The organism is Streptomyces niveiscabiei (assembly GCF_033794345.1).
Classification (GTDB): domain Bacteria; phylum Actinomycetota; class Actinomycetes; order Streptomycetales; family Streptomycetaceae; genus Streptomyces; species Streptomyces niveiscabiei.
Window position 1 is genome coordinate 349058 of sequence record NZ_JARAYJ010000003.1, and the last position, 22802, is coordinate 371859.

The 22802-nt window shown below is 71.2% G+C and carries 16 protein-coding genes; 6 read left to right on the forward strand and 10 right to left on the reverse strand.

Features of this window, described 5'->3' with window-relative positions:
* Positions 1–3: 3 nt before the first annotated feature.
* The 9 genes from PV682_RS05910 to PV682_RS05950 all read right to left on the reverse strand — a co-directional run bounded on the left by PV682_RS05910 (position 4) and on the right by PV682_RS05950 (position 12796).
* Complete coding sequence (locus PV682_RS05910; RefSeq protein WP_319724709.1) at positions 4–897, reverse strand: alpha/beta fold hydrolase; 894 nt, start codon at positions 895–897, stop codon at positions 4–6.
* Between the two features lie 135 nt (positions 898–1032).
* Positions 1033–1854 (reverse strand): PaaX family transcriptional regulator, encoded by an 822-nt coding sequence (locus PV682_RS05915; RefSeq protein WP_319724711.1) that lies wholly within the window; start codon positions 1852–1854, stop codon positions 1033–1035.
* 225 nt (positions 1855–2079) lie between these two features.
* Positions 2080–3765 carry a PHP domain-containing protein gene (locus PV682_RS05920; RefSeq protein WP_319724713.1) on the reverse strand — a complete coding sequence of 562 codons (1686 nt, stop codon included), beginning with the start codon at positions 3763–3765 and terminating at the stop codon, positions 2080–2082.
* Between the two features lie 35 nt (positions 3766–3800).
* Complete coding sequence (locus PV682_RS05925; protein ID WP_319724715.1) at positions 3801–5654, reverse strand: LamG-like jellyroll fold domain-containing protein; 1854 nt, start codon at positions 5652–5654, stop codon at positions 3801–3803.
* A 37-nt stretch (positions 5655–5691) separates the two neighbouring features.
* On the reverse strand, positions 5692–8607 hold the full coding sequence (locus PV682_RS05930) for a glycoside hydrolase family 2 TIM barrel-domain containing protein (RefSeq protein ID WP_319724717.1): 2916 nt from the start codon (positions 8605–8607) through the stop codon (positions 5692–5694).
* A complete protein-coding gene (locus PV682_RS05935) occupies positions 8607–9452 on the reverse strand; it encodes a carbohydrate ABC transporter permease (RefSeq protein WP_319724719.1) in 846 nt (281 codons plus the stop codon). The genes PV682_RS05930 and PV682_RS05935 overlap by 1 nt, the downstream gene beginning before the upstream one ends.
* A 12-nt stretch (positions 9453–9464) precedes the next feature.
* The gene (locus tag PV682_RS05940; RefSeq protein ID WP_319724721.1) at positions 9465–10418 is read right to left on the reverse strand and encodes a carbohydrate ABC transporter permease; all 954 of its coding nucleotides are present in this window, start codon (positions 10416–10418) and stop codon (positions 9465–9467) included.
* Positions 10418–11704 (reverse strand): extracellular solute-binding protein, encoded by a 1287-nt coding sequence (locus tag PV682_RS05945; RefSeq protein WP_319724723.1) that lies wholly within the window; start codon positions 11702–11704, stop codon positions 10418–10420. Before PV682_RS05945 ends, PV682_RS05940 begins: the two co-directional genes overlap by 1 nt.
* A gap of 66 nt (positions 11705–11770) precedes the next feature.
* Positions 11771–12796, reverse strand: coding sequence for a carbohydrate kinase family protein (locus PV682_RS05950; RefSeq protein WP_319724725.1), 1026 nt, complete (start codon positions 12794–12796; stop codon positions 11771–11773).
* A 141-nt stretch (positions 12797–12937) separates the two neighbouring features.
* Between PV682_RS05950 and PV682_RS05955 the strand changes: the two genes are divergently transcribed.
* The 4 genes from PV682_RS05955 to PV682_RS05970 all read left to right on the forward strand — a co-directional run bounded on the left by PV682_RS05955 (position 12938) and on the right by PV682_RS05970 (position 19480).
* A complete protein-coding gene (locus PV682_RS05955; protein WP_319724727.1) occupies positions 12938–13702 on the forward strand; it encodes a DeoR/GlpR family DNA-binding transcription regulator in 765 nt (254 codons plus the stop codon).
* On the forward strand, positions 13699–15036 hold the full coding sequence (locus PV682_RS05960) for a 6-phospho-beta-glucosidase (protein ID WP_319724729.1): 1338 nt from the start codon (positions 13699–13701) through the stop codon (positions 15034–15036). The genes PV682_RS05955 and PV682_RS05960 overlap by 4 nt, the downstream gene beginning before the upstream one ends.
* A gap of 69 nt (positions 15037–15105) precedes the next feature.
* Entirely contained in the window at positions 15106–18150 is a 3045-nt protein-coding gene (locus PV682_RS05965; RefSeq protein WP_319724731.1) for an alpha-mannosidase, read from the forward strand.
* Between the two features lie 61 nt (positions 18151–18211).
* Complete coding sequence (locus tag PV682_RS05970; RefSeq protein ID WP_319724874.1) at positions 18212–19480, forward strand: alpha-L-fucosidase; 1269 nt, start codon at positions 18212–18214, stop codon at positions 19478–19480.
* A 292-nt stretch (positions 19481–19772) separates the two neighbouring features.
* Here the strand turns inward: PV682_RS05970 and PV682_RS05975 are convergent, their stop codons facing one another.
* Positions 19773–20918 (reverse strand): ATP-grasp domain-containing protein, encoded by a 1146-nt coding sequence (locus tag PV682_RS05975; RefSeq protein ID WP_319724733.1) that lies wholly within the window; start codon positions 20916–20918, stop codon positions 19773–19775.
* A gap of 292 nt (positions 20919–21210) precedes the next feature.
* Between PV682_RS05975 and PV682_RS05980 the strand changes: the two genes are divergently transcribed.
* Together PV682_RS05980 and PV682_RS05985 are read left to right on the forward strand one after the other, a co-directional pair.
* A complete protein-coding gene (locus tag PV682_RS05980; RefSeq protein ID WP_319724876.1) occupies positions 21211–22119 on the forward strand; it encodes a metallophosphoesterase family protein in 909 nt (302 codons plus the stop codon).
* The gene (locus tag PV682_RS05985; RefSeq protein WP_319724735.1) at positions 22116–22802 is read left to right on the forward strand and encodes a 4'-phosphopantetheinyl transferase family protein; all 687 of its coding nucleotides are present in this window, start codon (positions 22116–22118) and stop codon (positions 22800–22802) included. Before PV682_RS05980 ends, PV682_RS05985 begins: the two co-directional genes overlap by 4 nt.

Genomic DNA, 22802 nt, shown 5'->3' on the forward strand with positions numbered 1-22802 from the left:
TCGTCACATCTGGGACGGCGCCAGCTGGCTGGGGCCGCCCGACAGCCACGTCACGATGTCCGGCAGCACCCGCAGCGCCGCGAAGTGCGCCGCCCTCGGATGCACGACGACCGTACGGCCCGGGATGTGCTCCGCCAGCCACCGCGTGTGGCTGGCCGGCGCGAACACGTCCTGCTCGCCGTGCCACAGCAGCACCGGTACGGAGATCGCGTCCAGGGCGAAACCCCACGGCGCGCAGAACGACAGCGCGTCGTCGACCCAGCCGTCCGCCGAGACGCTGAGCGCCTCCGCGTAGCTGCGGATCAGCATGGAGCGGATACCGGCGTCCGCGATCACCCTGAGGTCCGACTCCGTGAGCTCCCAGCGCAGTTCGGACAGCAGCTTGCGCGGGTCGGCGCGGATCGCGACCGAGCGGGCGCGCAGGCTCGCGGCGAGCCGGTCGGGGCCGACGACGGCCTGCGCGTACTCGCGGACGTTCGACGCGGCCATCCCCGCGAACCAGTCCAGGCCCGCCGCGTCGCGCGGGGCCAGGCTCACCAGGACCGCGACGCGCGTCACACGGCCCGCGAGCAGCGCCGCGCAGGCCAGCGCGTGCGGGCCGCCGCCCGAGCGGCCGACCACGGCGAAGCGCTCCACGCCGAGCGCGTCCGCGATCGCCGCGACGTCCTCGGAGACATGCGCCACCGAGCGGCCCGGCAGCCGGTCCGAACTGCCGTACCCCGGACGGTCGTAGGTGATCAGGCGGACCCGCTGGTGGTAGAGCAGCATCGGGCGGGGCGCCGGGCCGATCCGGCTGCCGGGGGTGCCGTGCAGCAGGAACACCGGGAAGCCGCGCGGATCGCCCGCGATCTCCACCGCCAACCGCCTGCCGTCCCCCGTGAACACCTCGGTACGCATCCGCGGCCCTCTCTCCGGAAGGAAGCCCCCGTCAACTGCGGTACACGCTGCGGTCATCTCCCATGGTGGCCCAGATCATCCGGGTGTGCGCGGGTGTTGGCCTTTTCGGGTGGGACCGCGGCCGGGAAACGACCCTCAACTCTGGGCCGGCACCAGGTCGATGAGGCGGGCCGCCGCTTCCTCCGCGAGCGGCGTGAGGCGTTCGTGGACGCGCCGGAACGTCTTCTCCGCGCCGTCCGCGGGCCAGTCGGCCGGGAGGTGGAGCACGGGGAGGCGGGGGTCGCGGCGGATGATGTTCAGCCAGTCCGTCTGGAGCAGCAGACGGCGCGCCAACGCGTCCTCCGCCGACGGGAGTTCCCCCTCCCAGCGCTGCCAGCGCTCCCGGAACGCCGCGTACCGGGACGCCAGTTCGCCCAGCTCCCAGGTCTCCTCGATCATCGCCGTGATGTCCGTGCCCGCGTCCGCCTGCGCGCGGAACACCTTCACGTGCGCCGACAGCCCCAGCTCCTCGACCAGCTCGGCGACGTCCACCTCGCCCGGCGCGATCCACAGCCCGCTGAACAGCGGACCGAACCCGTGCCACGCCAGCTTCGAGCGCAGGTCGTGCCGTTGCCGCTGCCACGACTCCGGCAGCGAGAACCCGAGCAGCGTCCACGAACCGTCCCACCGCCGGTTCACCGCGCCCGTGTGCCACACCCGCCGCTCCCCGTCCCGCAGCACGGCCTCCGAGTGCGCGGTCAGCCCGAAGTACATCCGCCGGCCCTCCCGCTGCCTGCGCAGCAGCCCCCGGTTCACCATCCGGGTCAGCGTCGAGCGGGTCGCCTGCTCCCCGACCCCGGCCCGCGCGAACACGTCGATGACGCTGCCGGAGTACACACAGACGGAGCGCCCCAGTACCTGATCGCCCAGGAACGTGAGCATCAGGGACTGGGGCCGCACCGATTCTTCCGTGGTCACACGGCCAACCGTACGCCGTGACGGGAGAATTCACATGATGGTGGCTTGTCCACCGTTCGGTCCCGCAATCGGCATCCGCCGGCGCGCGGGGGCGTTACAGTCCAACCACTCCGAGACACCGGCTCGTCCGCCGTGATCGTGATGCGCCGCCTGGGCGCCGTCGTCAAGGACCGCGTCGTCGCGGGAGGTGTCACCTTCGTCGCGATGCCGGCGCCTGACCGCGGGTCAGCGCACCACGTCCACGAAGATCGGGTTCGCGTAGAACCAGGTGTCCGCCCACGGGTCGCCGTCGCCCGGGGCGTGGGGGACCGGGCCGTGCGGGTCGACGGAGGCGCCGAGGTAGCCCGTGCCGTGGCGGTTGCCGTCGCTGCCGCGCAGGCGCAGGTAGAAGGAGTCGTCCTCCACCGTGACCGGGATGCGCAGCGTGTAGGTGCCCTTGAGGCCGGAGACGTCCTTCGTGCGGACCACCTTCGTGTCGGGCGCCTTCCACGTGTCGGCGTCCGTGACCGGGCCCGTCACCGTGCCCCGGATGACGTCCACGTGGGCCAGCTTCGGGAGGATGCCGTGGGGGTTGACGCGGGACGCCGTGGTGACCGTGATCTCCAGGGTCAGCTTCTCGCCCCTGCGGACCCGCAGGCGGCCCCCGAGGGTGACGCCCCGGCCGTGGCTGTGCCGGCGCTTCAGGCGCACCTCAAGGCCGTCCAGCAGGTGGCCGTGGTCCGCCCAGACGCGGCCCGCGCGCATACCGGCCATGACCGCGCGGTAGCCGTAGCGGGTGACACCGACGTGCGTACGGCTGAACTGGCCCGGCCAGAAGTCGCTGCCCGGCTGCGGGGACGTCGTGTCGATGGGGTCGGGCAGCTTGCCGGTGTTGTCGAAGTTCCGCCCGGCCGGCCAGTCGCCGTTCTTCCACGTGTCGAAGACCACGCGGTGCGCGTCGGAGTTGCTGGTGATCGAGAACAGGCCGCCTTCTGCCAGCATCGAGTCCCACAGCCCGCCGACGGTCGCCGTCGCCCAGTCGAAGCCGCCGTACGTCAGATACGCCTCCTTCGGGTACCCCGCGAAGGAGTTCGCCGACGGCGCGTTCTCGTACTCGCCCCGGATCGAGTTCGCCCCGCGCCAGCCGGGGATCGCCGCGCCCTGAGCACCCGGCGCCCCCTCCATGCCGATCATGATCTCGGGGGCGGCGTCGCGCCAGGCCCGCAGCTCGTGCGGGGAGTCGATGCCGAGGCGCATCGGATGGTTGGCGAGCACGAGGACGTCGTCCACGTAACCGGTACGGCGCTGCTCCGCCAGCCACTTGATCGCCTTGACGGCGTGGGCCTCGTTGCGCGCGGTGTTGGCGTTGCCGGGCGCGCCGTCCGTGTAGTTCAGGAGCTTGCCGTCGAAGGCGCTCTCGAACCGGGTCAGGACGTCGACCTCGTGGGGGCCGGGCGGGGTGAACACCGTGCAGTGCTCGGCGGCCGGGATGTACCACTCCAGGCCCTGGAAGATGAGCTGGCGCGGGTTCTCCTTGCGGGCCTTGAGGATCTCCTGGTGCTCCAGGGCGGCGCCGAAGTCGGCGTGCCCGAAGTTGGAGTGCTCGGTGAACACCATCCAGTCGAGGCCGAACTCGGCGGCCTTCGCGGCGAGTTGGGAGAACGTGTACTTCGCGTCGTGGCTGTACACGGAGTGGATGTGGTGGTCGCCGACGAGGTAGGCGAGGCGCGGGTCCTCGCCCCCGTAGCCGCCGTGGCCCTTGCCCGCGGCCGGTGCGGCGGACGCGGGGGAGGCCAGCGCCGGGGACAGCGCGAACGCCGCCCCGAACAGGCCCGCGCTGCGCAGGAGTCCACGCCGGGAGACGCCCTGCGGATCGAGGTCGGCGGGCGCGACGGAGGGGTCGGCCCAGGTGGGGAGCTGTTGCTCGGTCATGACAGGTCTTTCTGGGAAAGGCGTTGCGGGGACGGTCAGTGGTTCATGAACTGGCTGACGGGCAGCGCCCGTTCGACGATCCGCACATCGCCGAGGCGCGCGTGCAGGATCTGGTCGATCTTCCCGGCGTACTCGTAACCGCCGAGCAGCCACGGCAGCCCGACCGACGTGATCCCCGTGGAGACGGCCTTGGGGTTGCGCACGACCGGGCAGCCGTCGACGTACAGCGTCGTGTGCTTCCCGTCGTTGACGACGGCGACGTGCCACCAGGTCTCCAGCGGCGTCTGCTGGCCCCAGTTGGTGGCGATGCCCTCCTGGTTCAGCGGGCGCATCGCCCACTGCGGCTCGCGGTCGTTGGACAGCGAGAGCGTGGCGAGCGGCTCGTCCGGGTCGTCGCCGGTCTTGTGCGCGGCCCCGCCCGTGCCGGTCCGGCCGACGATGCCCGACCAGGCGTGGTGCGCCGGGTCCCAGTCGGCGGGCAGGCGGTAGAACGCCTCGATGGTGTACCCGTTCCTGAACACGGCCTTGTTGATCGGCGCCGAGTCCACGGTCTTCAAGTAGGCGCCCCGCAAAGGCGACTTGAACCCCTGGAACTCCAGGCTCCCGTGCCCGGGCTGGTCGGGGTGGTGGTCGGCGGACCAGCCGAGGGAACCGCCGCCCACGCTCACCTGCGTGAGGTCGTTGCCCTTCCCCGACAGGTCGCGGACCGTGCCGCCCACCGCCTTGTCGAACCGCCAGTACGCGACCGTCCCCCGCACCAGCATCTTCGACGCGGGCCGCGCCGCCCGCACCGGCACCGGGTCGAAGCCCTGGAACCGGGCCGCGAAGTCGATGTCGACGCTGAACCGGTCGGCGTCACCGCTGAGTTCGATCTCCTGCCGCTCGAACTCGTTCAGCCCCTTCTTCGCCCGCCCGAGGATCCACGGCGACACCGTCTCGACGTCGATGACGTTGCGGTCGAGGTCGAAGCGGTACAGCCGGATCATCGCCGCGCCGCCGAAGTACCGGTTCTGATAGTTCGTCAGATGCAGGTGGACGTCGTTCCCCGCGCTGTTCTTGCGCGTCGCCCGCCCCGCCGGCCAGTAGTGCCCGTTCAGCGTCAGGAAGATCTGGTCGTGGTCCTTGACCAGCCGGTCCCACAGCTGCTGCCCGTAGTCCGACAACTGGTCGTCGTCCACGACGAGTTCGTGCGTCGTGAGGATCACCGGCGTCTTCGGGTGCTTCGCGAGGACGCTCTCCGCCCACGCGTACCCCTGGTCGGACAGCCGCCAGTCCAGCGCGAGGACCAGCCACTGACGGCCCCCGGCGTGGAAGCGGTGGTACGTGTTGTACCCGTCCGGGGACGCCCCGCCGAACGTCGGCTTGGCCGCGAACCGCTTCGGCCCGAACGCGTCCAGATAGGGCGAGGCCCCGCGCTGGTCGGTCGTCGAGGACTTCACGTCGTGGTTCCCGGCCAGCACGCTGTAGCCGACCCCCTTGCGGTCCAGCAGCCCGAACGCCTCGCCGATCGCGGAGAACTCGGCGGCGGCCCCGTTCTGCGTCAGGTCGCCCAGGTGCGACAGGAAGACGATGTTCTCGTCCTTCCCGTGCTCCAGCAGGTACTTGAGGGACGCCTCGACGGGCTTCGCGTCGATGCTGGGCCCGTCGAAGAGGTACTGCGTGTCGGGCATCACGGCGAGCGTGAACCGACGGCTCTTCGCGTCGGGACGCCAGGAGGGGCGCTTCTCCGCCACGGAGGCCGAGGCGGTCCCGGCGGGCAGCGCCACCCCGGCGGTCGCGGCGGCGCCGAGCAGCGCCGTCGCGCGCAGGAAGCCGCGCCGTCCGGCAGCGGCCTGCGGAGCCTCGCAGGGCTCCTGGCCGGAAGAGTCATGGGCATGCGACGTACACACAGGTGCTCCGGTGGTGCTCAGAAGTGAGAGGTGGGTGTTACAGCACGCGCAGGGTCCAGCTCCAGTGATGGCAGCCCGTCGCGACCAGATAGGAGGGGAAGGTGTCGGGCCCGCACGAGGCCGTGCCGAGCCCCCGGTGCGCCGCGTCGACGTGCACCACGCAGCCCGCGCGCGGCACCAGCTCGTCGTGGTGCGCCGCCGCCGTCAGGTCGCCCGCGCGGTGGCGCGTGACGGAGACCTGACGCGGCGCGTCCAGGGTCACGGCGAGCCCGGTGGCGTCCGGCGCGGACAGGGTGAAGCGCCGTACGCCGTGCAGGCCGCCGCTCTCCTGCGGGCGCAGGTACGGCGTGAACAACGCGTCGACAGGCCGCGCGTGGTGGCCGACGGGGGCGCCGGCCGCGCGGTCCGGGTACGACTCCCAGGGGCCCTGCCCGAACCACTCCAGCAGGTCGAGCCCGGGCACCGTCTCGAAGACCGAGCCGACGCGCGCCACATCGTGGAACGCCTCCGGCACCTGCGCCGACTCGTCGACGTGGATGCCGCCCTCGACCGGCGTGAGGATCTGCCGGTGCCGTACGACACCCGTCGTGCCCGCGTACTCGGCGTCGACGATGACGGCCGCGCCGTCCCGCTGCACCGAGACGACCTCGCGCACGAGCTGGTCGAGCCCCCATGCCCGCCAGCGCGCCGCGATGCCGCCCAGTTCGTCGTTGTCGGTGGGCGCCCGCCACAGCGAGAGCACCGGCGCCGAGGTGAGCAGCGGGTGGACGAGCAGCCCGTCGCCGTCGACCTCCACGCGGCCCTTCGCCACCGGTTTCCCGGCGGGGGAGGGCCCCCGCAGCCGCACCTGCGGCACGCAGACCTCCGCCCCCGCCGGCGCCCACGGCAGGTCCTCCGCCGTCGTCACCCGCAGGGTCAGCCACGCCTCGCCGCCGTCCTGAGGCAGCGCGAACGGCACGGGGACGGTGCCGGAGTCACCCGGCGCCAGTTCCGGCAGTTCTGCCACGGCGGTGAGAACGGTGCCGTCGGCGAGCGCGAGCCGCCACTCGGCGGCCAGCTGGTCGAGGCCCCGGAAGTGCTGGTGGTTGGAGACCACGAGATCGCCGTCGTCGTCCAGGGCCAGCCGGACCGGCGCCGCGATCTCCCGGTGTTCGAACATCACCGGCTTCGGGGTCCGGTCGGGAAAGACGACGCCGTCCGCGATGAACGCGCCGTCGTGATCGGGTTCGCCGAAGTCACCGCCGTACGCCCAGCGGTGGCCGGGTCCGGCGACGCCGCTCTCGTAGAGCCCGGCGCCCCCACGCCCGGCCGGTCGTCCGTCGTTCACACGTTGGAGGATTCCGTGGTCCCAGAACTCCCAGATGAACCCGCCCTGAAGTCCAGGCGTTGACTCGATGGCGGCCCAGTGGTCCGCGAGCGTGCCGTTGCTGTTGCCCATCGCGTGCGAGTACTCGCACCAGATCAGCGGCTTGGTCTGGGTCCCCGAGCGGGCGTGCGCGACCACGTCGTCCAGCGAGGCGTACATCGGGCAGGCGATGTCCGAGGCGTCCGAGCGGGCCGCCCAGTCGAGCTTCGCGGCGCCCTCGTACTGAACCGGTCGAGTCGGGTCGTGCCGGCGCACCCAGCCGGCCGCCGCGTCGTGGTTCGCCCCGTAGTCCGACTCGTTGCCCAGCGACCAGACGATCACCGAGGGGTGGTTCTTGTCCCGCAGCACCATCCGCGAGACGCGGTCCACGAAGGCGCCCAGGTAGCGCGGGTCGTCGGCGATCTCGTGGGCGTGGTCGTGGGACTCGATGTCCGCCTCGTCGACCACGTAGACGCCGAGTTCGTCGGCGAGGTCGTAGAACGCCGGGTCGTTCGGGTAGTGCGAGGTGCGGACGGCGTTGAAGTTGAACCGCTTCAGCAGGGCGAGGTCGGCGCGCATGTCCTCGTACGACACCGTCCGGCCCGTCAGCGGGTGGAAGTCGTGCCGGTTCACCCCGCGCAGGAACACCCGCACCCCGTTGACCAGCAGATCCCGGCCCACGACCGCGACGTCCCGGAACCCCACCCGGTGCCGGGAGACGTCGGCGACCGAGCCGTCGGCGCGGTGCAGGCGGACGGCGAGGTCGTACAGGAACGGCGTCTCGGCGGTCCACGGCCGTACGCCGGTGACCTGGTGGTTCAGGCGGACCTCGCCGAGGAAGCCGGAGACGCGGCCGTCCTCCTCGTTGAACCGGTCGAGTTCGGCGTCCTGGGTGAGGAGGGCGCCGTTCAGCTCGCCGGTGACGTACCAGCCGTCCGGCAGTTCGCCGCCCGTGTGCCGCACCGCGCAGTCGACGCGCAACGCCCCGTCGGCACGGGCGCGCACGTCGACGTCGGCGAGGTGCAGGGGGTCGGTGGCGTAGAGGAGGACGGACCGGGTGATGCCCGCGTGCCACCACTGGTCCTGGTCCTCGATGTGCGAGACATCCGACCATTTGACGACCGTGAGGCGCACCAGGACGCGCTCGCCGGGGCGCGCGAACCGCGTGATGTCGAAGTCGGCCGCGAGGTGCGAGTCCTTCGAGACGCCGACCGGGCGGCCGTCCACGTGGACGAGGAGCACGCTCTCGGCGGCACCGACCTGGAGGACGATCCGCTTGCCGGTCCACTCGGCCGGCACGTCCACGACCCGCTCGTACACGCCCGTCGGGTTCGCGGCGGGCACGGACGGCGGGACGTCCCCGAACGGCATCCGGACGTTGAGGTAGACCGGCAGGTCGTCGGTGTTCTGCATCGTCCAGGCGCCCGGCAGGGTCTGCGAGGACCAGGCGCCGCCGAGCGCCGCGTCCGGCGAGGGCAGGAGCTGGAAGCGCCACTCCCCGTCCAGCGAGAGGGCGCCCGCCCGGCGGTCCACGGCGGACATGGGCAGCCGCCCCCAGGAGGTCACCTCGGGTGACTCCCAGGGGCGGAGCGCGGACAGCGGGTCCATCACTTGATGGCCCCCTTCGCGAGGTCTCCGATGATCTGGCGGGCGCCGATCGCGAACACGATCAGCAGCGGGACGAGCGCGAGCAGCGCGCCGGTCATGACCATGCCGTAGTCGGTGGTGCCGTGCGTGCCGTTGAGCTGGGACAGCGCCACCTGGAGGGTCACGTTGTCCGGGTTGGTCAGCGCGATCAGCGGCCAGGCGTAGTCGTTCCACTGGCCCATGAACGTGAAGATCCCGAGGAACGCGAGCCCGGGACGCACCACCGGCAGCGCGACGTGCCAGTACTGGCGCAGGAAGTTCGCGCCGTCGATGCGCGAGGCGTCGAGCAGCTCGTCGTGGATCGCGCCCCGCATGTACTGGCGCATCCAGAAGATGCCGAACGCGTTCGCCGCCGCCGGGACGATCAGCGACGTCATCGACCCGATCCAGCCCAGCTTCGCCATGATCACGAACTGCGGGATCGCCGCGAGCTGCGCCGGGACCATGAAGATGACCATCAGCAGCGCGAACAGCAGCCCGCGCCCCGGGAAGTGGAACTTCGCGAAGACGAACGCGGCCAGCGAGTCGAAGAACAGCACCAGCACGGTCACGCTCCCCGCGACCAGCAGCGAGTTGCCCATCGACCCGAAGAAGTCGATCGCGTCGAAGAGATTGCGGACGTTCTCCCCGAAGTGCGAGCCCGGCAGCAGCTTCGGCGGGTAGGAGAAGATCTCCGACGAGGTGTGGGTCGACATGATGACGGCCCAGTAGAACGGGAACGCCGACAGCAGCAGCCCGACGACCAGGACGGCGTGCAGCGCGATACCGCGCCTGCGGGAGCCCTTGATGCCCTTGGTGGAAGACATGGCGCGCGGCTCCTAGTCTTCGCCCCGGCGCTGCACCAGGCGCCAGTTGACGATGGAGAAGATGATGACGACGAGGAAGATCCCCCACGCCACGGCGGCGCCGTAGCCGAAGTCGTTGTTGTCGAAGGTCTGCTGGAAGAAGTAGAGGACCATCGTCTGGCCCGAGTGCCCCGGACCGCCCGCGTACGTCGAGTCGTTGGCGGACGACTGGAGCAGCACCTGCGGCTCCGAGAACGACTGGAGCCCGGTCACCGTCGAGACGACCAGCACGAACAGCAGCACCGGACGCATCATCGGCAGCGTGATCCGGAAGAACGTCTGGAACGGGTTCGCCCCGTCGACCTTCGCCGCCTCGTACAGCTCACTCGGGATCGTCTGGAGCCCGGCGAGGAAGATGATCGCGTTGTAGCCGGTCCACTGCCAGGTCATCAGCGTCGCGATGGCGACCTTGATCCCCCACGGCGTGTTCAGCCACGCCACCTGATCGAGCCCCACCGCCTGCAACAGGGCGTTCATCAGGCCGAAGTTGGTGGAGAACACCGACCCGAAGATGATCGCGACCGCGACCACCGAGGTCACGTTCGGCAGGAAGTACGCGAACCGGTACACGTTCTTGAACCGCACGGCCGAGTTCAGCATCACGGCCGTCACCATCGCCAGGAAGATCATCGGGAAGGTCGCGAGCGCCCAGATGATGATCGTGTTCCCGATCGAGTTCCAGAAGTCCGTGTCGGAGATCAGGTACCGGTACTGCGCGAGCCCGGCCCACTCCATCGAGCCGAGCCCGTCCCAGCGGTGGAACGACACGTACAGCGAGAACCCGACGGGGATCAGGCCGAAGCCGAGGAACAGCAGGTAGAAGGGGGAGATCGCGGCGTACAGATGCCAGTACTTGCGCCAGCCCTTCTTCGGCTGCGACGGCGCGGATCTCCCGATCACGGGAGGCTTCTCCAGGGCGGTGGCCATCAGTAGCTCACCCCCAGGTGCTTCGCGATCCGGCGGCACTTGCTCATGGCGTCCTTCCAGGCCTGCTCGGGGTTCTTGCCGAGGACGCCGACGTTCTTGATCTCGTCCTTCAGGGGCTGGCCCAGCGCGATGTCGAACGGGCTGTTGTAGGCGACCGGGATCTTCTGCGCGGCCGGCCCGAAGACGTCCATGGTCACCTGCCCGCCGAAGAACGGGTCGGGCTCGGTCAGCTTCCTCATGCCGTACGACGCCGGGGTCGACGGGAACAGCCCCGCGTCCACGAACCCCTGCGCCTGGTTGCCGGCGTTCAGCAGCCAGGTGATGATCTCGAACGCCTTCTCCGGCTCCCGGCACTCCTTGGTGATCGCCAGGAACGAACCCCCGATGTTCGAGGGCCCGCCCGGACAGTTCGCCACCCGCCACTTGCCGGCCGTCTTCGGGACGCCCTGCTTGAGGTCGCTCGTCGACCAGGACGCGTTCAGGTTCGACGGCAGCTTGCCGTCCTCCTGCGCCGACAGCGCGTCCGGCGTACCGCTGACGATGCTGGACACGATCCCGCGCTTCTTCGCCTCCACCGCCCGCGCCCACGCCGTACGGACGTGGTCCCCGTCGCCGATGAAGTGCCGGTCCCTGTCGACGTACTGCTTCGTGCCCTGGTTCATCGACATCGTGAAGACGCTGGTGATGTCGGTCAGCAGGTAGGTGCCCGGAATGCGCTTCTTCAACTGCTCGCCGGCCGCGAAGAACTGCTCCCAGGTCGCGATCTCCCGGGACACGTCGGCCGGCTGCGACGGCAGGCCCGCCTTCGCGAACACGGCCGGCTGGTAGTAGTGCGCGACCGGACCGCAGTCGATCGGGAAGCCGACCATCGTCCCGTCGTCGGCGACCCCCTGGTCCCACTTCCACGACAGGTACTGGCTCTTCAGCTTGTCGGCGCCGAGCGTGCGCAGGTCCACGAACTGGTCCGCGTTCGGCAGGTAGGACGCCATGTCCTCGCCCTTGAGGCCCGCGATGTCGGGGATGTGGGCGCGGCCGGCCATCGTGGTGATCAGCTTCGAGCGGTAGTAGCCGCCGATCTGGATCGCCTTCAGGTCGACCGAGGGGCCGTAGCGCTTCTTGGCGTTCTTCACGACGGTTTCGCTCAGGCCGCCGTTCCAGTACCACAGCACCATGTCGTCGCCGGTCGAACCGGCCGGTACCGCGCACGCGGACGCCAGGCCGCCGAGCGCGCCGGCGGCGCCGGTGGCAAGGCCCGCGCGCAGCAGGCCTCTTCGTGAGAGCCGCACAGCTCCCACCGCCTTTCGGGATCTTTACTGGACTACTCGGGAGTGGGGGTCTTTTCCAAGGGGGGGCTAAAGGGGCTTCGCCGGAGGTGTGACCGGCGCGTACCGCACCGGCCGTCCCGGGTCGGCCGGCAGCCGGTCCGCCAGGAAGCCGTACGCGTGCCGCAGCCCGGGGTCGGTCACCGAGCGCCACCAGCGGTCCACGCCGTACCAGCCCGGCGCCGCGAGCGCGCCGCCGTGGTGCTGTACGGACAGGCCCGCGGCCAGCACCGCGAACTTGAGGCGCTCCTCCAGCGGCCACCCGCCGAGCGAGGCCGCGACGAAGCTCGCGCCGAACACGTCACCGGCGCCCGTCGCGTCCAGCACGTCCACCGGGAGCGCCGGGACCTCGGCGTACTCGCCGGTCGTCTGGTCCACCGCGACCGCGCCGTCGCCGCCGCGCGTGACGACCGCCACCGGCACCAGCTCGGTGAGCGTGCCGAGCGCCGCGACCGCGCTGTCCGTGCGGGTGTAGGCCATCGCCTCGGCCTCGTTCGGCAGGAACGCGTGGCACAGCGAGAGCTGGTCCAGCAGGTCCCGCGACCACTCCTGGGTCGGGTCCCAGCCGACGTCCGCGTACACCCGGGTGCCGTTCGCGGCGGCCTTGGCGATCCACTCGCGCGGCTCGGCCTCCAGGTGCACCAGGGCGGTGCGCGCGGCGGGCGGGTCGGCCATCAGCTCGTCCTGCGAGTACGGGGGCTCCTGGCCGTGCGTGACCAGGGCCCGGTCGTCGCCGTGCGCGAGGGCGACGGTCACCGGGGTCGGCCAGTCCTTCGCGACCCGGGACAGGGTGAGGTCGACGCCCTCCTGACCGGCGATGACCTCCCGGCAGTACGCCCCGTAGAAGTCGTCGCCGAAGACCGTCGCGAGCCGGGTGCGCAGGCCGAAGCGGGAGGCGGCCACCGCGAGGTTCGCGATGCCGCCGGGGCCGCAGCCCATGCCGGCCGTCCAGACCTCCTCGCCGGGCGTGGGCGGCTTGCCGAGGCCCGTGAGGACGAGGTCGTAGAAGAGCAGCCCGGTCAGCAGGACGTCGGGAGTCCGGGGGGTGTCGTCCACGGGGTGGCGCCTCTCGTCGGAACGTTCTTCAGAACTGTTCACATTCGGTGCACGGAATCGTGCGCTCTCTTGCAGACCTGGTCAATAGTCGAGCAGAAACGAGCATGGATTTGATTGAAGATGACGAGTAGTGTTCGTGTCGTGCTGGCAGAACGACGACATCAACTCATCCTCCGGGCCCTGCGCTCCGGCGGCCCCGCGGCCGTCACCGACCTCTCCGAGCAACTCGGCGTCAGCCCCGCCACGATCCGGCGCGACCTGGTCAAGCTGGAGGAGGACGGCCTGCTGACCCGCGTCCACGGCGGCGCGGTCGCCGAGGAGGGCGACCAGCCCTTCGCCGAGGTCGCCGAGGTCCGCGTCACCGAGAAGGACGCGATAGCGGCCCGCGCGGCGGCGATGATCACGAACGGTCAGTCGGTGCTGCTCGACATCGGCACCACCGCCTACCGCCTCGCCCGGCAGCTCCACGGCCGCCGCCTCACCGTCATCACCAGCAACCTCGTCGTCTACGAGGAACTGGCCGACGACGAGGGCATCGAGCTGGTCCTGCTCGGCGGCGTCGTCCGCCGCGACTACCGCTCCCTGGTCGGCTTCCTCACCGAGGACAACCTCCGTCAGCTGCACGCCGACTGGCTCTTCCTCGGCACCAGCGGAGTGCGCCCCGGCGGACAGGTGATGGACACGACCGTCGTCGAGGTGCCGGTCAAACGCGCGATGATCAAGGCGAGCGACAAGGTCGTCCTCCTCGCCGACCGGGCCAAGTTCCCGGGCACGGGCATGGCGAAGGTCTGTGGTCCAGAAGATCTGGACGTGGTGGTGACGAACGCCCCGGTCGACCCGGTGACCCGCTCCTCCCTGGGAGAGGCGGGCGTCGAGGTGATCGTGGCAGGAAAGGTGCAGGCGTGAAACTGACGATTCTGGGCGGCGGCGGATTCCGGGTGCCGCTCGTGTACGGGGCGCTCCTCGGTGACCGCGGCGAGGGCCGGGTGACCGAGGTCGTCCTGCACGACCTGGACGCGGGGCGGCTCGGGGCGGTGACGCGCGTGCTGGCCGAGCAGGCCGCGGGCGTCCCGGACGCGCCCTCCGTGACCGCCACCACCGACCTGGACGACGCCCTGCGCGGCGCCGACTTCGTGTTCTCCGCGATCCGCGTCGGCGGCCTCGAAGGCCGCGCCAACGACGAGAAGGTCGCCCTCGACCAGGGCGTCCTCGGCCAGGAGACGGTCGGCGCCGGCGGCATCGCCTACGGGCTGCGCACGGTCCCGGTCGCCGTCGACATCGCCCGGCGCGTCGCCCGGCTCGCCCCGGACGCCTGGGTCATCAACTTCACCAACCCGGCGGGCCTCGTCACCGAGGCCATGTCCCGCCACCTCGGTGACCGCGTCATCGGCATCTGCGACTCCCCGGTGGGCCTCGGCCGCCGCATCGCCCGCGTGCTGGGCGCGAACCCGAACGACGCCTACATCGACTACGTCGGCCTCAACCACCTCGGCTGGGTACGGGGCTTGAAGATCGCCGGACGCGACGAGCTGCCCCGCCTCCTCGCCGACCCCGACCTGCTCGGCTCCTTCGAGGAGGGCAAGCTCTTCGGCACCGACTGGCTCACGTCCCTCGGCGCGATCCCCAACGAGTACCTCCACTACTACTACTTCAACCGCGAAGCCGTCCGCTCCTACCAGGAGGCCGAGAAGACCCGCGGCGCCTTCCTGCGCGACCAGCAGGCCCGCTTCTACGACGAGGTCGCCGCCCCCGGCGCGCACGCGCTGGACGCCTGGAACCGCACCCGCGCCGAGCGTGAGGCGACGTACATGGCCGAGAACCGCGAGACGGCCGGGGCGGGCGAGCGTGACGAGGACGACCTCTCCGGCGGCTACGAGAAGGTCGCCCTCGCCCTGATGCGGGCCATCGCCCGCGACGAGCGCACCACCCTCATCCTCAACGTCCGCAACCGCCACACCCTCTCCGTGCTCGACACGGACGCGGTCATCGAGGTGCCCTGCCTGGTCGACGCCAACGGCGCCCACCCGGTCGCCGTCGCGCCCCTGCCCGGCCACGCGGTCGGCCTGGTCAGCGCGGTCAAGGCCGTCGAGCGCGAGGTGCTGGCCGCCGCCGAGTCCGGTTCGCGCACGACCGCGGTGAAGGCGTTCGCGCTGCACCCGCTGGTCGACTCGGTGAACGTCGCCCGCAGGCTGGTGGAGGGCTACACGGCCGTCCACCCGGGTCTCGACTACCTCAAGTAAGCTCCCGGCGGAAAGCGTCTGGAAAGCGCTTTCTGCGGTTGGTCCGGTATCTCTCCCTGGAGACCTCTCATGCATGACGAACGCCAGCGGATCGAGGAGCGCGTAGAGCGCCTCCACACCCAGCGCATCAAGCCCGCGATCTACGCCGCGACCGTTCCCTTCGCGGTGGAAGCCTGGCAGGCCCCGGGAGAGCCGGTGTCCTTCGAGGAGGCCACCGGGGCTGTTTACGAGCCGTTCGAGATGGGCACCCCGTGGGGCCCGCCGTGGGGCACCACCTGGTTCCGGATGCGCGGCACGGTCCCCGCCGAGTGGGCGGGCCGCCGCGTCGAGTCGGTCATCGACCTCGGCTTCGTCGGCGACTGGCCCGGCAACCAGGCCGAAGCCCTCGTCCACACCGTGGACGGCACCCCGCTGAAGGCCGTCAACCCCCTCAACCAGTACGTCCCCGTCGCCAACCCCGCCGTCGGCGGCGAGGAGATCGACTACCTCGTCGAGGCCGCGTCCAACCCGGACATCCTCGCGGAGAACTTCTCCAAGATCACGCCGATGGGCGACATCCTCACCGCCGGCGACAAGCCCCTCTACACCTTCCGGCACGCGAACCTCGCCGTCCTCGACGAGGAGGTCTGGCACCTCGACCTCGACGTGCAGGTCCTGCGCGAGCTGATGGTCGAGCTGAGCGAGCACGAGCCGCGCCGCCACGAGATCATGCACGCGCTCGACCGGGCCATGGACGCGCTCGACCTGGACGACGTGGCGGGGTCGGCATCCGAGGTACGCGCGATCCTGGCGCCGGTGCTGGCCAAGCCCGCCAACGCCTCGGCGCACATCATCTCGGGCGTCGGCCACGCGCACATCGACTCCGCGTGGCTGTGGCCGATCCGCGAGACCAAGCGCAAGACGTCCCGCACCTTCTCCAACGTCACCTCGCTGGCCGACGAGTACGAGGAGTTCGTGTTCGCCTGCTCGCAGGCCCAGCAGTACGAGTGGGTGCGCGACAACTACCCCAAGGTGTGGGCCCGCATCCAGGAGTCCGTGAAGAAGGGCCAGTGGGCGCCCGTCGGCGGCATGTGGGTCGAGGCGGACGGCAACCTGCCCGGCGGCGAGGCCGTCGCCCGCCAGCTCATCCACGGCAAGCGGTTCTTCATCGAGCACTTCGGCATCGAGACCAAGGGCGTGTGGCTGCCCGACTCCTTCGGCTACACCGCCGCCTACCCGCAGCTCGCCAAGCTCGCCGGCAACGAGTGGTTCCTCACCCAGAAGATCTCCTGGAACCAGACCAACACCTTCCCCCACCACACCTTCTGGTGGGAGGGCATCGACGGCACCCGCATCTTCACCCACTTCCCGCCCGTCGACACCTACAACGCCCGCTTCAGCGGCGAGGAGATGTCCCGCGCGGTCCGCCAGTACCGCGAGAAGGGCAACGCCAACCGCTCCCTCGCGCCCTTCGGCTGGGGCGACGGCGGCGGCGGCCCCACCCGCGAGATCATGGAACGGGCCCGCCGACTGCGGGACCTGGAGGGCTCGGCCAAGGTCGAGATCGAGCACCCCGACGAGTTCTTCGCCAAGGCCCGCGCCGAGTACCCCGACGCCCCCGTCTGGGTCGGCGAGCTCTACCTGGAGCTGCACCGCGCCACCTACACCTCGCAGGCCCGCACCAAGCAGGGCAACCGCCGCAGCGAACACAAGCTGCGCGAGGCCGAGTTGTGGGCGACGACCGCCGCGCTGCACGCGCCGGACTACACCTACCCGTACGAGAAGCTCGACCGCCTCTGGAAGACGGTCCTGCTCCACCAGTTCCACGACATCCTGCCCGGCTCCTCCATCGCCTGGGTGCACCGCGAGGCCGAGGCCGAGTACGCCCGCGTCGCCGAGGAACTGGAGGAGCTGACCGCCGAGGCGATCGACGCCCTCGGCCACGGCGGCCTGCGCGTCTTCAACACCAGCCCCTACGACCGCGCCGAGGTCGTCCGCACGCCGGACGGCACCCGCGCGTACGTCGAGGTACCGGGGAGCGGCAGTGCGGCGCTGACCGACTCGGAGGCCCCGCACCCGGTGACCGTGGACGGGCTGACCCTCGACAACGGCCTGGTCCGGGTGGAGTTCGCGGAGGACGGCACGCTGTCCTCGGTACGGGACCTGCGCGCCGGCCGCGAAGTCCTCGCCGAGCCCGGCAACCTGCTGCGCCTGCACACGGACCTGCCCAACTACTGGGACGCCTGGGACATCGACAAGCACTACAAGAACCGGTACACCGACCTGCTCGACGCGGACTCGGTGACCGTCGTCGAGGCGGACCCGCTGATCGGCGCCGTCCGCATCGAGCGGTCCTTCGGCAAGGGCTCCACGATCGTGCAGACCGTCACCGTCCGCGCGGGCAGCTCCCGCATCGACGTCGAGACGGACATCGACTGGCACGAGGCCGAGAAGATCCTCAAGGCCGCGTTCCCCATCGACATCCGCGCCCCGCACTCCTCCGCCGAGATCGCCTTCGGCCACATCCAGCGCCCCACCCACACCAACACCTCGTGGGAGTCGGCCCGCTTCGAGGTCTCCGGCCACCGCTGGGTCCACGTCGCCGAACCCGGCTACGGCGTAGCGGTGTTGAACGACTCGACGTACGGCCACGACGTGTCCCGCACGGTCCGCGAGGACGGCGGCACCACGACCACCGTCCGCCTCAGCCTGGTGCGCGCCCCGCGCATCCCGGACCCCGGCGCGGACCAGGGGCGCCACCGCTTCACCTACTCCCTGCTGCCCGGCGCGAGCATCGCCGACGCGGTCGCCGAGGGCTACTCCCTCAACCTGCCGCTGCGCCTCGCGGAGTCGGCGGGCGCGGCCGAGCCGGTCGTCTCCGTGGACGGCGAGGGCGTGACGGTCGAGGCGGTCAAGCTCGCGGACGACGGCTCCGGCGACCTCGTCGTCCGGCTCTACGAGTCGAGCGGCGGCCGGGCGACCGGGACGCTGCGCACGTCGGTGCCGATCGCCGGGGCGCAGATCACGGACCTGCTCGAACGGCCGCAGGAGGACGCCGAGTCGGCGGCCGACGGGTCGGTGGCGGTCACGCTGAGGCCGTTCCAGATCCTCACCCTGCGCCTGCGGCGCGCATGACCCCTGGGGGACGGGCACTCGGCGGTGCCCGTCCCCGCAGGTACGCCCCAAGTCCCCAGCTCTGTCGAGGAGTTCAGCCGTGCCCATGCAACCCTGGTTCACCGACGCCAAGTTGGGGATCTTCGTCCACTGGGGCATCTACGCCGTGGACGGCGTCCCGGAGTCCTGGTCCTTCTACGACGGCATCGTCCCCTACGACCGGTACGTCTCCCAGCTCGACCGGTTCACCGCCTCGAAGTACGACCCCCGCGCCTGGGCCGACCTCTTCGCGCGCGCCGGGGCCAGGTACGCCGTCCTCACCACCCGGCACCACGACGGCGTCGCCATGTGGGACACCGAGCACAAACACCTGGGCCTGGACCGGGACTTCCTCACCGGATACGCCGACGCGCTGCGGGAGAAGGACCTCAAGGTCGGCTTCTACTACTCGCACTCCGACTGGAGCCACCCCGACTACGCGTCCACCCGCAAGCCGGGCCGCCCGCCGGAGCAGGAGGACAACCGGTACTCCGAATGCGCCGCCGAGGACGAGGACCTGGCCGCGTGGGACCGCTTCATCGCCTACCGGGACGGCCAGATCAGGGAGTTGGCGTCCCGCTTCCGCCCCGACCTGATGTGGTTCGACGGCGAGTGGGACCGCAGCGAGGAGCAGTGGCGCATCCCCGAACTCGCCGCGCTCATCCGCTCCTACGTGCCGGACGTCGTCTTCAACGCCCGCATGCTCAGCGAGGGCGACTACGCCACCCCCGAACAGGGCGCCCCCATCGTGCCGCCGGACGGGCCGTGGGAGCTGTGCCTCACGATCAACGACTCGTGGGGCTACCAGCACCACGACCACAACCACAAGTCCCTGGCCCAGCTGATCCGTTACTTCACGGAGACCATCGGCGGGGGCGGCAACCTGCTCCTCGACGTCGGCCCCATGGAGGACGGCACGATCCCCGCACCGCAGGCCGAGCGCCTCGAAGGGCTGGGGGAGTGGATCCGCCGGCACGAGGAGGCGGTGTACGGGACCGTGCGCGGGCTCCCCGCCGGGCACCACTACGGCCCGAGCACCCTCTCCGCCGACCGGCGCACCCTCTACCTCGTCCTCTTCGACGCGCCGCGCGCGGAGATCGGCGTACGGGGGCTGGCGACCGGCGTCCGGAGCGTACGGGTCGTGGGCTCGGGCAAGGAGCTGGGGCACCGGGTGGTCGGGGGGCTGCACGACGCGGTGGGCGTCCTGTGGATCGACCGGCCGGAGGCAGCGGATCTCGATCCGTACGCGACGGTCCTGGCCGTCGAGCTGGAGGGCGAACTGGAGCTGTACCGGGGAGCGGGCCGGTTCTGAACGTCGTTCGGGTCGGTCGGTCGCTCCCCGTGACAGCGGCCGACCGACCCGATCCCCCGATCGCTCCACGGACCTCCCGTACCCCGTTCGGTCCCCCGTGAGGTCCATGGAGCTTGTGGTGCTCCCCCGTGGTGCTCCCCCTGGTGGTGCTTCCCCGGAACGTCGGCGCTTCCCCCGTCGAGCCCCTTGCGCCCACATGAGTAAGAGCGCCCACCCCGCCCCCTGATACACCCCCGCGCAAAAAAATCTCCCCCGGTTTTTCGTGACCGGGGGAGACGGGGGTGAGCTGCGCTTACGCGGAGGCGGTGGCCTCCGAGGCGACCGGGCTCTCGACGACGGCCGCGCTCTCCACCGGCACGGCGGGCGCGGCGACCGCGGGCAGCACCGGCTCGTCGACCCGCTGCTGCGGCAGCGTCACCGGCCGCAGCTGACGCGGCCCGGAGACGACCGTGTAGTCCTGCCCGAGGAACGGCGGCGCGATCTCGCCCGGGTCCTCGCCGAGCGCCAACTGCACAGCCGCCCAGGGGGCGTTGACCCCGCACAGCGAGAGCTGGTGCAGCCCTCCGGCGGGCCGCGTGTTGACGTCCATGAGGACCGGCTCGTCGCCGAACATCCGGAACTGGATGTTGGACAGGTAGTGCAGCCCGAAGCCCTCGGCGATCAGCCGGGCCGGCTCCAGCCACCGCCGGTCCAGCGTGAACCCGCGACGGCGCCCGTTCTTTGTTCGCCCGATGGACATGCGGACGATGTTGTCGGGCCCGGTGAGGCAGTCCACCGACACCTCGGGCTGCTCCAGGCGCGGCATGACGATCCAGTCGACCTCTTCCCCGGCCTCCTCCAGCGCGGCCGTCACCAGGTCCAACGGGACGTAGGGGGACGGGAATCCGGTGAGGTGCGAGAGCGAGAAGGGGGCGCGCGTGACGATGCGGAAGCCCACCCCGCCCGCGCCGGACGCCGGCTTGAAGCACGCCTTGTGGCCGTCGGCCTCCAACGCGTCGACGGCTTCGACGAGTTGTTCCGCGTTGCGCACCCGGAACCACGGCGGCACACCCACGCCGACGGCGCGCACGGCCTCGTACGCCACGATCTTGTCCTCGAAGACGGCCACGGCCTGCGGCGTCGGCGCGAGCAGCGCGGTGCCGACCGCCTCGAAGTCGGCGCGGTGCGCGACGATCGCCGACTGGTGCAGGCGCGGCACGAACACGTCGATGGAGCGGCGCGCGCACTGGTCGAGGGCGAACTCGACGTAGGCGGCGGGGGAGAGGCCCTCGGGCTCCAGGTCGGCGGTGTCGGCGGCGGCCAGCACGGGGGAGTCGGCGTCGCCGTGCGTCGCATGGATCTCCACGGCGCGGTCGCTGGGATTTCTCCGCAGCTGATCCATGAAGAAGACGTTCTCCGCGTACGTGCGGTTGAGCCAGACGCGTACGCGAGAGACCATGCGAGGCCGCCTTTCAGGGTTCGCGGGCAGGGCGAAGCAGGCCCGGCCCGGGCAGGAGGAAGTGGGGACACCAAACCGCCCTGCGCGAAGGGAAGTTCATGGCGGTGGTGTTGGGGCGATCATACGGCCTGCGCGGGGTCCCGCGTGCAACACGCGTGTTACGGATTCCCGGGCGGTGGGTGGCCCCTGCACCGACGTCGCGGGGACGGCCTTGTCGCGGGGCGCCGAATGTGTTGTCGTGGTGACCTTGGAAAGCGCGGAGAGCGTTGCGGACGAGGGACGGGGGCGCGTGGTGACGACGACGGCCGGGGGAGCCGGGCGGCTGCTGGCCATCAGCGACCTGCACATCGGGTACCCCGAGAACCGGGCCCTGGTGGAGGAGCTGCACCCGGACACCGAGGACGACTGGCTGCTGGTCGCGGGCGACGTCTCCGAGAACGTCGCGGACATCCGCTGGACCCTCAAGACCCTCGCGAGCCGCTTCGCCAAGGTCGTCTGGGCGCCCGGCAACCACGAGCTGTGGACCCACCCCGCCGACCCGGTCACACTGCGCGGCGTCGAGCGGTACGAGCACCTCGTCGCCGTCTGCCGCGACCTCGGCGTCGTCACCCCCGAGGACCCGTACCCGGTCTGGGAGGGCCCCGGCGGTCCGGCCGCGGTCGCCCCGTTGTTCCTGCTGTACGACTACTCGTTCCTCCCGGCGGGCTGCGCGACGAAGGAGGCGGGCCTGGAGTACGCGCACGGCACGGGCGTCGTCTGCAACGACGAGTACCTCCTGCACCCCGACCCCTACCCGACCCGCGAGGCGTGGTGCCGGGCGCGGGTGGAGCTGACCGAGCGGCGGCTCGCGGAGCTGCCGGCGGACCTGCCCGTCGTCCTCGTCAACCACTATCCGCTCGACCGGCACCCCACCGAGGTGCTCTGGTACCCCGAGTTCGCGATGTGGTGCGGCACCACTCTGACCGCTGACTGGCACCGCCGCTTTCCGGTGGCCGCCATGGTCTACGGGCACCTGCACATTCCGCGCACCACCTGGCACGAGGGCGTCCGGTTCGAGGAGGTCTCGGTGGGTTATCCGCGCGAGTGGAAGAAGCGTCAGCAGCCGCCGGGGCGCCCGCGGCTGATCCTGCCGGCTCCGGTTTCGGCTGCGTCCCCGGCTCCGGTTTCGGATTCGGCTTCGGTGAAGGGCGAGAGCGAGTGATCGAGCGGTTGCTGCCCGCGTCCGTGGTGGCGGTGGAGGCGATCGGGCCCGCCGCAGCGGACCCGGCCGCCGAGGCGGGCCTGTACCCCGAGGAACGCGCGGTGATCACGAAGGCCGTCGACAAGCGGCGCCGCGAGTTCGCGACCGTACGCGCCTGTGCGCGCCAGGCCATGGAGAAGCTCGGCGTCCCGCCCCGGCCGATCCTGCCCGGCGAGCGCGGCGCGCCCGGCTGGCCCGAGGGGGTGCGCGGCAGCATGACGCACTGCGCCGGGTACTGCGCGGCGGCCCTCGTCCGCACCGCCGACCTCGCCTCCCTCGGCATCGACGCCGAGCCCCACGACCGGCTGCCAGAGGGCGTCCAGTCCGCGATCGCGCTGCCCGCGGAGGAGGAACGCCTCGCCGCGCTCACCGCGAGCCGGCCCCACGTCCACTGGGACCGGCTGCTGTTCAGCGCGAAGGAGTCGGTGTACAAGGCGTGGTTCCCGCTGACGGGGAAGTGGCTGGACTTCTCCGAGGCGGACATCACGCTGACACCGGTGGAGGAGGCGTTCGGGACGGTGTCGGCGACCCTGCGCGTGCCGGGGCCGGTGGTGGACGGGCGGGAGGTCGGGCGGTTCGAGGGACACTGGATCGTCAGGGACGGGCTGCTGGCCACGGCGATCGCCATTCCCCACGCATCCTGA

Excerpts from the sequence above, each read along its gene's own strand:
- PV682_RS05940 (WP_319724721.1), bottom strand. The coding sequence starts at position 10,418 with ATGGCCACCGCCCTGGAGAAGCCTCCCGTGATCGGGAGATCCGCGCCG.
- PV682_RS05975 (WP_319724733.1), bottom strand. The coding sequence starts at position 20,918 with ATGGTCTCTCGCGTACGCGTCTGGCTCAACCGCACGTACGCGGAGAAC.
- PV682_RS05965 (WP_319724731.1), top strand. The coding sequence starts at position 15,106 with ATGCATGACGAACGCCAGCGGATCGAGGAGCGCGTAGAGCGCCTCCAC.
- PV682_RS05910 (WP_319724709.1), bottom strand. The coding sequence starts at position 897 with ATGCGTACCGAGGTGTTCACGGGGGACGGCAGGCGGTTGGCGGTGGAG.
- PV682_RS05920 (WP_319724713.1), bottom strand. The coding sequence starts at position 3,765 with ATGACCGAGCAACAGCTCCCCACCTGGGCCGACCCCTCCGTCGCGCCC.
- PV682_RS05930 (WP_319724717.1), bottom strand. The coding sequence starts at position 8,607 with ATGGACCCGCTGTCCGCGCTCCGCCCCTGGGAGTCACCCGAGGTGACC.
- PV682_RS05935 (WP_319724719.1), bottom strand. The coding sequence starts at position 9,452 with ATGTCTTCCACCAAGGGCATCAAGGGCTCCCGCAGGCGCGGTATCGCG.